The sequence below is a fragment of the Desulfocurvus sp. genome (assembly GCF_023230885.1).
Classification (GTDB): domain Bacteria; phylum Desulfobacterota; class Desulfovibrionia; order Desulfovibrionales; family Desulfovibrionaceae; genus Desulfocurvus.
Genome location: NZ_JALNWM010000104.1, coordinates 1 through 11,435, shown reverse-complemented (window position 1 = coordinate 11,435; position 11,435 = coordinate 1). Strand labels below are relative to the sequence as shown.

The 11,435-nt window shown below is 70.6% G+C and carries 8 protein-coding genes; 2 read left to right on the top strand and 6 right to left on the bottom strand.

Annotated elements, in window-relative coordinates; all coding sequences use genetic code 11:
* Together M0P34_RS14885 and M0P34_RS08875 are read left to right on the top strand one after the other, a co-directional pair.
* A partial coding sequence (locus M0P34_RS14885) for a flagellar biosynthesis anti-sigma factor FlgM (protein ID WP_366062347.1) occupies positions 1-91 on the top strand: 91 nt, incomplete at its 5' end.
* Positions 92-235: 144 nt separating this feature from the next.
* Positions 236-2,314, top strand: coding sequence for an ATP-binding protein (locus M0P34_RS08875; protein ID WP_291498554.1), 2,079 nt, complete (start codon positions 236-238; stop codon positions 2,312-2,314).
* Positions 2,315-2,349: 35 nt separating this feature from the next.
* On the opposite strand, the gene M0P34_RS08870 is transcribed toward M0P34_RS08875, so the two are convergent.
* The 6 genes from M0P34_RS08870 to M0P34_RS08845 all read right to left on the bottom strand — a co-directional run bounded on the left by M0P34_RS08870 (position 2,350) and on the right by M0P34_RS08845 (position 11,058).
* Positions 2,350-3,699, bottom strand: a complete 1,350-nt coding sequence (locus M0P34_RS08870; protein ID WP_291498553.1) for a sigma-54 dependent transcriptional regulator — start codon at positions 3,697-3,699, stop codon at positions 2,350-2,352.
* A 242-nt stretch (positions 3,700-3,941) separates the two neighbouring features.
* The gene (locus M0P34_RS08865) at positions 3,942-4,739 is read right to left on the bottom strand and encodes a C-GCAxxG-C-C family protein (protein WP_291498552.1); all 798 of its coding nucleotides are present in this window, start codon (positions 4,737-4,739) and stop codon (positions 3,942-3,944) included.
* Between the two features lie 732 nt (positions 4,740-5,471).
* On the bottom strand, positions 5,472-7,124 hold the full coding sequence (locus M0P34_RS08860; RefSeq protein ID WP_291498551.1) for a ribonuclease J: 1,653 nt from the start codon (positions 7,122-7,124) through the stop codon (positions 5,472-5,474).
* Positions 7,117-7,815, bottom strand: a complete 699-nt coding sequence (locus M0P34_RS08855; protein ID WP_291498550.1) for a lysophospholipid acyltransferase family protein — start codon at positions 7,813-7,815, stop codon at positions 7,117-7,119. The genes M0P34_RS08860 and M0P34_RS08855 overlap by 8 nt, the downstream gene beginning before the upstream one ends.
* A 528-nt stretch (positions 7,816-8,343) precedes the next feature.
* Positions 8,344-10,404 (bottom strand): elongation factor G, encoded by a 2,061-nt coding sequence (fusA, locus tag M0P34_RS08850; protein ID WP_291498549.1) that lies wholly within the window; start codon positions 10,402-10,404, stop codon positions 8,344-8,346.
* Between the two features lie 171 nt (positions 10,405-10,575).
* Positions 10,576-11,058: an adenosine-specific kinase gene (locus tag M0P34_RS08845; protein WP_291498548.1), complete on the bottom strand. Its 483-nt coding sequence runs from the start codon at positions 11,056-11,058 to the stop codon at positions 10,576-10,578.
* Positions 11,059-11,435 lie beyond the last annotated feature (377 nt).

The following is an 11,435-nucleotide window of genomic DNA, read 5'->3' as shown; positions in this document are numbered from 1 at the left end:
CAAGGCCATGGTCCAGGCGGGGTCGTACTCCGTCGACGGGCAAAACATCGCCGCGCGCATGCTCGCCGAAGACCAGGAACTCCTGGGCTAACCCCCTCCCCCGCTCCGGGCGCCCTCGCGCCGCGCTCCGCGCGCCCACAAAATCCTTGCCTCCCCGCCGCCACGGCGGTAGCTTCCTCCCGCCGGAAATCCCTTCCGGCCCGGCCTGTTTTCCGAACCCCACGCACGAAACCCGATGTTCCGACTGCCGCTTGCGGCCCTGACCCTCGTCCTTTGCGTCGTCTGCGCCTCGCCCGGCCATGCCCGGACGGTCCGCGTCGCCTGCTGGGAGAACCCGCCGCTGCTCTTTCGCGACCAGCAGGGCCGCCCGGCCGGGCTTTTCGCCACGCTCCTGGAGCACACCGCGCGCACCCGCGGCTGGGAACTGCGCTGGGTCCACTGCACCTGGCCCGCGGCCATGCGCATGGCCCGCGAGGGCGGGCTGGACCTGCTGCCCGCCGTGGCCTACAGCCAGGAACGGACCGCCTTCCTGGATTTCGCCGAGCTGACGCCCCTGGTCAACTGGGCCCAGGTCTACGCCCGCCCGGGGCTGGCCGTGCGCAGCGTGCTCGACATCCAGGGGCACAGCGTGCTGTTGCTGCCCGGCGACATCCATGCCCAGGCATTCCGCACCACCATGCACCGCTTCGGCCTGGACTACACCGAGCGCCCCGCCAGCGACCCCGACTCCATCCTGCGCGCCCTACAGGCCCGGCAGGCCGACCTCGGCGTGGTCAACAACCTCTTCGCCAGCCGCCGGGGGGCGCTCTACAGCGCGCGGGCCACGCCCATCCTGCTCAATCCCATCGAAATCCGCTTCGCCGTGCCCAAGGGCGGCGATCCGCTGCTGCTCCAGGCCCTGGACAAGAGCCTGGCGGCCATGAAGGCCGACCCCGGCTCCGCCTACCACCGGGCCCTGAGCCACTGGATCGGCGAACCCGGCGGCCCGAGCCTGCCCGGCTGGCTGCGGACGGCGCTGTGGGCCGCCGCCGCGACGCTGTTGCTTTTCGCCCTGTGGACCGTGGCCCTGCGCGTGCAGGTCAAGCGCAAGACCAGGGAACTGGAGGAGAAGAACCGCCACCTGGAGCGGGAGATCACCGTACGCGCCCAGGCCGAGAAGGCCCTGCGCGAGGCCCAGGGCTCCATCGCCGGGGTCATCGACGCCATGCCTTCGCTGCTGGCCGGGGTGGACGCCGAAAACCGGGTCACCCTGTGGAACCGCACGGCCTGGGAGCAGACGGGCATCCCCCGGCCCCAGGCCGTGGGGCGCCGCCTGGACGAGCTGCTGCCGCACCTGGCGGACGTGCTGCCCGAGCTGGCCGCCGCAGCCCAGGCCGGAACGCGCAGGCACCTGCCGCGCCGGACGCGCCAGGCCCCGGGCGGCCTGCGCCACGAGGAGGTCACCGTCTTCCCCCTGGCGGACACGGGCCTGGCCCGGGCCGTGGTGCGTGTGGACGACGTGACCGAGCGCGCCCGCCTGGAGGAGGCCGCCGTGCAGGGCGAAAAGATGCTCTCCCTGGGCGGGCTGGCGGCCGGCATGGCCCATGAGCTCAACAATCCCCTGGGCATCATCGTACAAAGCGCCCAGAACGCCCTGCGCCGCACCCAGGACGGCATCCCCGCCAACGAACGTGCCGCCGGGCGGCACGGGGTGGAGCTGGCCCAGGTGCGCGCCTATCTGGAGGGGCGCGGCATCGTGCGCGCCCTGGAGGCCATCCGCGAGGCCGGGGCCCGCGCGGCGGACATCGTGGCCCGGATGCTGGCCTTCAGCAGACCCTCGGCCTCGCGGCGGACCCCGGAGGACATTGCCGGACTGCTGGAGGAGGCCGTGGCCCTGGCGGCCAGCGAGTTCGGCCAGGACGGGCGGGGCGGCTTCCACGGCGTGCTGGTGCTGCGCGAATACACCCCGGGCCTGCCCCCGGTGCCCGTGGTGCGGACCGAAATCGTCCAGGTGCTCCTGAACCTGCTGCGCAACGCGGCCCAGGCCCTGCTGGACGGCGGCCCCCGCAGCCACCCGGCGCGGATCGTACTGCGCACGGGCCCCGCGCCCGGGGGGGTGCGCATCGAGGTGCAGGACAACGGCCCCGGGCTGGACCCGGCCATGCGCACCCGCGTCTTCGAGCCCTTCTTCACCACCAAGGCCCCGGGCCGGGGCACGGGCCTGGGGCTGTCGGTGTCCTATTTCATCGTCACCCGCAACCACCGGGGCGCCTTCACCGCCCGCAACGCCCCGGACGGCGGCGCAAGCTTCACCATCACCCTGCCCCTGGAGTAGCGCCCCGGCCGCCGTGGCCGGACGCGCGCCCGGGCTCAGTCGCGGATGTCCAGATCCTTCATCTTGCGCCAGAGCACCTTGCGCGAGAGGCCGAGCCAGGCCGCCGCGTCCCCCTTGCGGCCGTCGCAGTGCTCCAGGGCCTGGAGGATGCGGTCGCGCTCGTGGTGGCGCACGCTCTCGGCCAGGGGCAGCGGCGCGTCCAGCGGGTCGGGGCAGCCCTGGGCCTGGATGGTCTGGCGCACGCGCTGCGGCAGGTGCCCGAGGCGGATGACCCCGCCCTCGGCCAGCAGCGAGGCCCCCTGGAGGATGTTGCGCAGCTCGCGGATGTTGCCGGGGTAGTCGTAGGCCAGCAGCGCGCTGCGGGCGCGCTGCGAAAGCGACAGCCGCCCCCGGCCGAACCGCTCGCGGTAGATGCTCAGGAAATGCCGGATGAGCAGGCCGATATCGTCGCCGCGGTCCTTGAGCCGGGGCAGCAGGATGGGCACGACGTTGATGCGGTAGTAGAGCTCGCAACGGAACTCCCCGGCCGCGACCATGGCCTCGATGTTCCGCGAGGTGGCGAAGACGGTGCGCACGTCGACCTTGATGGACGCGTTGCCGCCCACGCGGGTGATGACGCCCTCCTCCAGCACGCGCAGCAGCTTGACCTGCATGAGCGGGGTCATTTCCCCGGCCTCGTCGAAGAACAGCGTGCCCCCGTCGGCCGACTCGAACTTGCCCTGGCGGGTGCGGTGGGCCCCGGTGAAGGCGCCCTTGACGTGGCCGAACAGCTCGGATTCCAGAAGCTGCTCCGGCAGCGCGGCGCAGTTGATCTTGACCAGGGGCCTGTGGCGGCGCGAGCTCAGGTGGTGCAGCGCGTCGGCCACCAGCTCCTTGCCCGTGCCGCTTTCACCCTGGACCAGCACGGGGATGTCCGTGTCGGCCAGGGCCTGGATGCGGTCGATGACCGGCTGCACGGACAGGCCGCCGATCATGTCCTCCAGGCCCTTCCAGGAGGAGCGGCTCAGGCTGTCGCGGCGCAGCCTGCGGAGATGGAAATAGCGCTGGACGGCCAGCAGCAGGGCCTCGGCCGACACCGGCCGGGCCAGGACGTCGAAAGCCCCCAGGCGCATGGCCTGCACGGCCCCGGCCATGTCCGACGGCTCCACCACAAGAAAGACCCCCGTGCTCACATAGTGCTCGGCGACCTTGGCCAGCAGTTCCAGCCCGGTCATGCCCGGGGGATTGGCGCAGGAGATGAGCAGGCCGTAGCGCCTGGAGCGCATGGCGACCAGGGCCTGGAAGGCGTCCTCGACGACCTCGGTGTCATAGCCCGCCCCGCGAAGCGCCCGGGCCAGGGCCTCGTGGGCCGGGGCGTCCCAGGCCACGAGAAGAATGGAATGCATTGGACTGGCGTCTCCCTGATGGCTGTGGACCGTGCCGCCTGCCGTGCGGCAGGCCCTCCCGGGGGCACCCCTGCCCCCGGCGGCAAAGTATAGGCCGGAAGGCCGCGCCGGACAAGGACGCACCCGCCGGGCCAGCCGGGGAGACAGAAAAGGCGCGGGCGCCCCGGCACGATCCGGGGCGCCCGGTGCGGGCGGGGTGTTCCGCGGCGCGGGGAGGCCCGCTCCCCCGCGCCGGGCTCCGGCTACGGGTGGCCGGTGAACTTGTTCTGGGTATGCTCCGTGCCCGAGTGGCAGGGCGTACACTCCTGCCTGCCCTTGAGGAAGGGCGCCTCCTTCTCCTTGTCGTGGCACTCGCCGCAGTAGGTCAGGGACTCCGGCTTGCCGTACACCGGGGCAAAGCGCCCGCCGATCTTGGCGTTCATGATCTCGATGGCCTTGCGGGCGACATCGGCGGTGATCCGGGCGCAGCGCTCGGAGCGGGTCTTGGAGGCGGCGGGGATGCCCGTGGCGAAGCTCCAGGAGGAGACCGAAACGTGGCAAAGCACGGAGCCGCAGGCGTGGCCCGGGATCTCCCCCTGCACGCCCTGGGCGTCCTGGCCCGGGTCATAGAGGGGGAACGCGGTCTGCTCGTACCAGCGGAACAGGTCCGTGACCATGGGGTCGCGCTCCTTGCGGCCCCAGAACAGGGCCATGGCCGAGGCCGCGCCCAAGAGGGCCCCGCAGATCGTGCCCCAGTCCGAGATGCCGCTCTTGCCGACCTCCATGATGTGGAAGGGGAACTGGTTGTACGGTGCGCCGTGCTTGAGGCCCATGACGCCGACAATGCTGTAGAACGTGCCGTAGCAGCAGCCGTAGCCCTGGTTCCAGTACCCGGCGTAGGCGTAGGGCTCGCACTCGTCGGCGTCGAGGCTGTGCGCGGTCCAGGTCGCCTGGCCCTGCATCTCGGGCAGCGCGGCCGAAAGCGGCCCGATGCCCATGAACCCGCCGACCACGGCGCCGCCCATGGCGCAGAGCAGATTCCTGCGAGAAACACATGTCATGATTCGCTCCTTTCGGTTTCCTTCCCAATGAACGACAGCCCTTGCCTCAAGGCCGTCACAGGCATAAAGGCAAGGGCTGTGCCACTGTGGTAACAGTCATGAATATATGACTATTTCACGGAGATGCGCCCCGGGGGACAAAAACGGCCCCAAAATGTCCCCCAAACGGAACGCGCTGCGCGCCAGGATGTTCCCGGGAGGGAACATCCCCGGCACGGGAGATGCCGGGGCGTATCTCAAGGAACGGGAAAAGGAAGAGCCGCACATCCGCGGCGACGGGGGATCCGCCCCGGGGCGGCACGGCGCAGGGCGCAAGGAAACGCGGGACCGGCGCGCAGGGAAGGGAACGGGGCCCCCGGAAGCGGAGGCGCGCAGGCGGCTGGCGGCGCGAGGGCAGGCCCGGGAGACTGCCCCGGGCGGGAGGCGGGCTCGGCCCCGGCTGCCTGCGGGGGCAACGCCGTGCGGGAGTATGGGGGCGGCGTCCCGCTCCTTGTTCGCGTCCAGGTTGCAGGCGGCAGCCCCGCGCGGGGGTGCGGGGGCGGCGGGGGTGGCGGGTTCGGCTCCGGCTGTCTGCGGGGCAGCCCCGCGCGGGGGTATGGGGCGGGGGCGGGGGCGCGGGGGCGCCCATGCCGGAGGCGCAGCCGGGCGCGGCCCCGGGCCGCTGGCGGCCAGGGCGGCACGGGGCGGGCGCGGCGGGAAACGCGACGCCGACCCCGGCCCGCGGGGCGCCTGCTAGACCAGCATCACCAGCGGCACGACCACGGGATCGCGGTCCAGCACGCGGCGGAAGAAGCGGCGCAGGGACGAACGGATGCGCTCCTTGAGCTTGCTCGTCTCGCCGGGGCGGATGTTCTCGAAGATGTCCAGGATGATGCACTTGGCGTCTTCGAGCACATGGCTGTAGCGCTGCTCGAAGACGAAGCCCTTGGAGGCCAGGTCAGGGCCCACGAGAATCTCGCCCGTCTCCTTGTCCACCACCAGGGTGACCACCACCATGCCCTCGCCGCCCAGGAGCTGGCGCTCCTTGAGCACGGTCTGGCCCACGTCGCCCACGCCCTTGCCGTCGACGTAGATGCACTCCGTGGACACGCGCTCGTGCAGGCGGATGCCCGAAGGGCTGATGGTCAGCGGGTCGCCGTCCTCCAGGATCAGGGTCCGCTCCACGGCCACGCCGCATTCGCGGGCCAGGCGGCAGTGCTTCACCAGGTGGCGGTATTCGCCGTGAACGGGCACGAAGAAGGTCGGGCGCACGGTCTGGAGCATGGTGCGCAGCTCCTCGCGGTGGGCGTGGCCCGAGGCGTGGATGGCCTGGACCTTCTCGTAGAGCACCTCGGCGCCCAGGCGGTAGAGATTGTTGATGATCTGGGTGATGGCCCGCACGTTGCCCGGGATGAAGCGCGAGGACATGAGCACCAGGTCGCCCTTCTTGATGCGCAACTGGCGGTGCTCGCCGGAGGAGATGCGCGAGAGCGAGGCCAGGGGCTCGCCCTGGGAGCCGGTGACCAGCAGGACCAGTTCCTCGTCCTTGTGGCGGGGAATGTCCTCCAGGGGGATGAGCACCCCCGAGGACACGCGGATGTAGTCCAGCTCGCGGGCCAGTTCGATGTTGCGCACCAGGCTGCGGCCGCTGACGGCCACCTTGCGCCCATACTGCTCGGCCAGCTCGAATATTTCCTGCATCCGCTGGATATGGCTGGAGAACAGCGTCACGATGATCCGCCCCGGGGCGTTGCGGAATATCTCGCCCAGGGAGGCCTTGATCTCGCGCTCGGTCAGGGCGTGGCCTTCGCGCTCGATGTTCGTGGAGTCGGACAGCAAAAGGCGCACCCCGGGCTTGGAGAAGCGGGCGAAGGCCTCCAGGTCCGTTTCCTGGCCGTGGGTGGGCGTGCGGTCGATCTTGAAGTCGCCGGTGTGCACGATGCGCCCGGCCGGGCTTTCGATGCCCAGGCCGTAGCCGCCGACGATGGAATGGCACACGGGGAAGAAATTGACGTGAAAGTCGCCGATCTGCACGCGCTCGCGGTCCTGGACCACGCGCATGTCGGTGTACTGCTCCAGGTTGTGCTCGCGCAGCTTGGACGCCACAAGCCCCAGGGTGAACTCCGAGCCGTACACCGGCGCGTCCACATGGGGCAGCAGCCAGGGCAGCGCCCCGATGTGGTCCTCGTGGCCGTGGGTCAGCACGATGCCCCGCAGACGCTCCTTGTTCTCCACCACATAATCGAAGCGCGGGATGACCACGTCGATGCCGTAGAGATAGTTGTCCGGGAACATCAGCCCGCAGTCGATGAGGAACATGGAGTCCCGGGTTTCCAGGACCATGCAGTTCATGCCGATTTCGCCCAGGCCGCCCAGGGGCGTCAGGGTCACGTCGTGCTCATTCACGGCGCAGCTCCAGGTAGGCGGCGTTCATCAGGGCGCGCAGGTCGTCGCGGAACTGCTCGCGCTGCTTGAGGGTATAGCTCCCGGCGGCCACGGGCGGCAGGGCGCGTACGCGGATGGGCGCGCGGCGCAGCAGCAGGCGGCCCTTGGGCAGGGCGTCGCCCGTGCCGCAGACCACCAGCGGCGCAACGGGCAGCCCGGTCTTCAGGGCCAGGATCATGCCCCCGACCTTGAACTCCCCCAGGGCCTCCAGATCCTTCTGGCGGGTGCCCTCGGCGAAGACCAGGATGTTGGCCCCTTCGCGGGCCTTGGCGGCGGCCTCCTCCAGGCTCTTCATGGCCCGGCGGGGGTTGGAGCGGTCCACGCTGACGTGCCCGGCGCACTCCAGGGCCTTGCCGAACAGCGGGATGCGGAACAGCGACTCCTTGGCCACGAAGCCCACATGGCGCGCGCGCAGGACGTGGGTCAGCACCGGGATGTCCAGCTGGCTCTGGTGGTTGACGATGAAGATATAACGCTGGGCCGGGTCCAGGGCCGCGAGGTCGGCCCGCACGGACAGCCCGGCCGCCCGGACCACCAGCCCGGACCAGGCGCGGGCGGCCCAGGGCGCCACCCGGCGCGAGCTCGCGGCCAGGGCGGAAAAGAAAATGGTCAGGGGGAAAAAGGCAAGGTAGAATATCACGTTACGTAGCATCAGGGGCCGGGGCTCCGCTTGGGGCGTGTTGGGGTGGCGGCGCAATTGGCGTAATGTACGGGAAAACCAGCACCAAAACAAGGCCGGGACGCGCGCGTCGCGGCAGAAAACCCTGAACCCCGGCGATGTTGGCCGCGCGCCCCATGCCCACGCCCGGCGCCACTGCCGCACCCAGCCCCGCGCCCGGGCGCCATTTCCCCCCTTCCCGCGGCCCGGCGCCACTGCCCCCCCTTCCCGCTCCCCGGCGCACCCAGCCCCACGCCCCGGCGCCACTGCCGCACCCGGCCCCGCGGCCCGGCGGCATGGCCGCGCCCCCTGCGGATGCCGCGCCCCGGCGCAGCTGGCGCGCCCACGCCCGGCGCCCCCCGATCCCCGGCGCCCGCGCCCGGCGGCAGCGATGGCCGGGCGCCCCAGGCCCGCAACCCGGGGCCGCGCGTGGGCCCGCCCCGGCCGGGGCACGAAAAAGCCGCCCCCTCCCCGGCGGGGAGGGGGCGGCCCGTTCGCGGACTATGGTGCCGGGGCGCCCGGCTATTCCTGGGCCTGCCTGCTCTCGGCGATGACCTTTTCGGCCACCTGCGGCGGGGCCTCCTCGTAGTGGTCGAACTCCATGGTGAAGGTGCCCTGGCCGCCGGTCATGGAGCGCAGGTCCGGGGCGTACTGGAGCACCTCGGCCATGGGCACATGGGCCTTGACCTCGGTAATCCCGGCCTTGGAATCGGAACCGAGCACCTTGCCCCGGCGGCTGGACAGGTCGCCGATGGCGTCGCCCATGAACTCGTCGGGCACGAACACGCTGACCTGGACGATGGGCTCGAGCAGCACGGGCTTGGCCACCTCGGCGGCCTTTTTGAAGGCGATGGACCCGGCGATCTTGAAGGCCATTTCGGAGGAGTCCACCGCATGGTAGGAGCCGTCGTAGCAGGTCACGCGGAAGTCCACCACCGGGTAGCCGGCCAGCACGCCGCGAGCTGCGGCCTCCTGGACGCCCTTGTCCACGGCGGGGATGTACTGGCGGGGAATGGAGCCGCCGACGATGGCGTCGACGTATTCATAGCCGGAACCCCGGGGCAGGGGCTCCAGGCGGATGAAACAGTCGCCGAACTGCCCGCGCCCGCCGGACTGCTTCTTGTGGCGGCCCTGAACGTCGGCCTTGCCCTTGAAGGTCTCGCGGTAGGGAATCTTGGGCGTCTTGAGGGCGATGCCCACCTTGTAGCGGCGCCGGGCCTTCTCCACGCTGATCTCAATGTGCAGCTGGCCCGAGCCGGAGAGCAGGATGTCGCCGGTCTCGGCGTCGCGGGTCAGGTGCAGGCAGATGTCCTCGTCCAGCAGCTTGTTCACCGCGGCGTAGACCTTGTCCTCCTCGCCCTTCTCCTCGGGGGCCAGGGCGTAGGAAATCAGCGCCGGGGGCAGGGTCGGCTTGGCCAGGGCGAAGGGATCCTTGGGGTCGGAGAGGGTGTCGCCGGTGGCGGTGAGCTTCAGCTTGGCCAGGGCCAGGACGGCGCCGGGCCCGGCCTCGCCCTTGAGGGGCTTCTGCTCCTTGCCGCACAGCACCAGAAGCTGGCCCACGCGCTCCTTGTCGCCCTTGGCCGCGTTGTGCAGCGTGCTGTCGGGGGACAGGGTGCCCGAGAGCACGCGGATGACCGAGAGCTGCCCGGCGAAGGGGTCGGCCAGGGTCTTGAAGACGAAGACGGCCACGGGGGCGTCGGCGGAGCTTTCGCGCTCGCCGCCGTCCTCGCCCAGCCAGGCCCCGCGGTCCAGGGCGCTTGGGAAAAGATCCTGCACGGTGTCCAGGACGAAGCTGCCGCCCTTGTTGTCCAGGGCGGAGCCGCAGGCCACGGGCACCAGCCCCCCGGAGAGCACGCCCAGGCGCAGGCCCTGGGCGATATCCTCGGGGCTCAGTTCGCCCTCCTCGAGATATTTCTCCATGAGCGTCTCGTCGCTCTCGGCGATGTTCTCGATCATGGTTTCGCGCAGGGCCTCCACGTCGGCGGCCATGTCGCCGGGCACGGCGCCCTCGCGCAGCGTCCCGCCGTCCTCGAAGAACAGGGCCTTGTTGCCCAGCACATCCACCACGCCCTTGAAGGCGTCCTTCTCGCCGATGGGCATGTAGAGCAGCACGGGGCGGACGCCCAGCACGGCGGTCAGCGACGAGAAGGCCATGTCGAAGTCGGCCCGGTCGCGGTCCATCTTGTTGACGAAGACCATGGCCGGACGGCCGGAGGCCTGGACCTCGTCCCACAGTTTCTTGGTCAGGGGCTTTGCGCCGTCCACGGCGTCGACGACGAAGACCACGCCGTCCGCAGCGGTCAGGGAGTAGGCGATATCGCCGGTGAAGTTGGTGTCTCCGGGAGTGTCGATCAGGAAGTGGGTGGCCTTCTTCCAGGGGTAGCTGGCAAAGGCGGGCTGGATGGATCCGCGGCGCTTGATTTCCTCGGGCTCGGTATCCAGGGCGGTGGTGCCCTCCTCGATCCTGCCCAGGCGGTTGGTGGCGCCGGCCTGGAAGAGCAGCATTTCGGCAACCGATGTCTTGCCGCAGCCGCCGTGCCCGACGAGGGCGTAGGTCCTCTGGTTCTTCAGCGCATCCGACATTGATTTCTCCCTTGTGTTAGCCGTCTGTACCTGTACCCGATCCCTCCGTGGTCCGGGACCGGGTCTTGGTCCCCACACTGGAAACTTTAAAAGGCATAGACCTATACGAAGATGGCTTCAATATTGTCAAGCGCGCCACACGCATCCCCGCGCCCGGCGCGCCCCGCCGCCCTAGAGCTTGTAGCCGATGGCGCGCAGGAAGCCCTTGCGCCGTTCCACGTCCTCGGGGCCCTCCACGCCCTTGGGCGCGAAGCCGTCGATGACGCCGAGCACCCCCCGGCCCTGCTCCGTCCGGGCGACCACCACCTGCACCGGGTTGGCCGTGGCGCAGAACAGGCGCACCACTTCGGGCACGGCCTGCACGGTGTTGACGATGTTGATGGGGAACATGTCGCGCATGAACAGGATGAAGCTGTGGCCGCAGCCGATGGCCTCGGCGTTCTGCCGGGCCAGGGCCACGCACTGGTCGTCGGTGCCCGTCAGGCGGATCAGGCACTTGTCGGACGCCTCGCAGAAGGCCAGCCCGAAGCGCGCGCCGGGCACGGCGCCGACCACGGCCTCGTGGATGTCCTCCACGGTCTTGATGAAATGCGACTGGCCCAGGATCAGGTTCAGGGCATCGGGGTTGTGGACGGCGACGGTGGTCAGTTCCATGACGAGTCCCTCTGGCCGGGCGGCCGGTGATGGTTGTGCGCGGGCGGGGCCGCGCACGGCGGCGCCCGCCCCACTCTGGCGCACAACCCCGCCGGGGGCAAGCCCCCGCAAGGCGCGACGCCAAAAAAACAACCGCGCGCCCCAGGGGGGCGCGCGGCGCGAAAAACAGGCGACCAGGGCGCATGCCCGGCGCCGGAAGGACCGGGCCGGGCCAAGGCAGGCGCCCCCGTCCGCCAGGAAGCGGCCCCGTCGGACACCGGCATTGAGGGGGGGGATACCGGTATCCGGCCAGGCCGCCTCCGGGCCCACGGAGGCGCCGGAGATGCACTCAAACCTGACTTGAATAGTAAGTATTTGCCCCATTTGTCAATATGCAT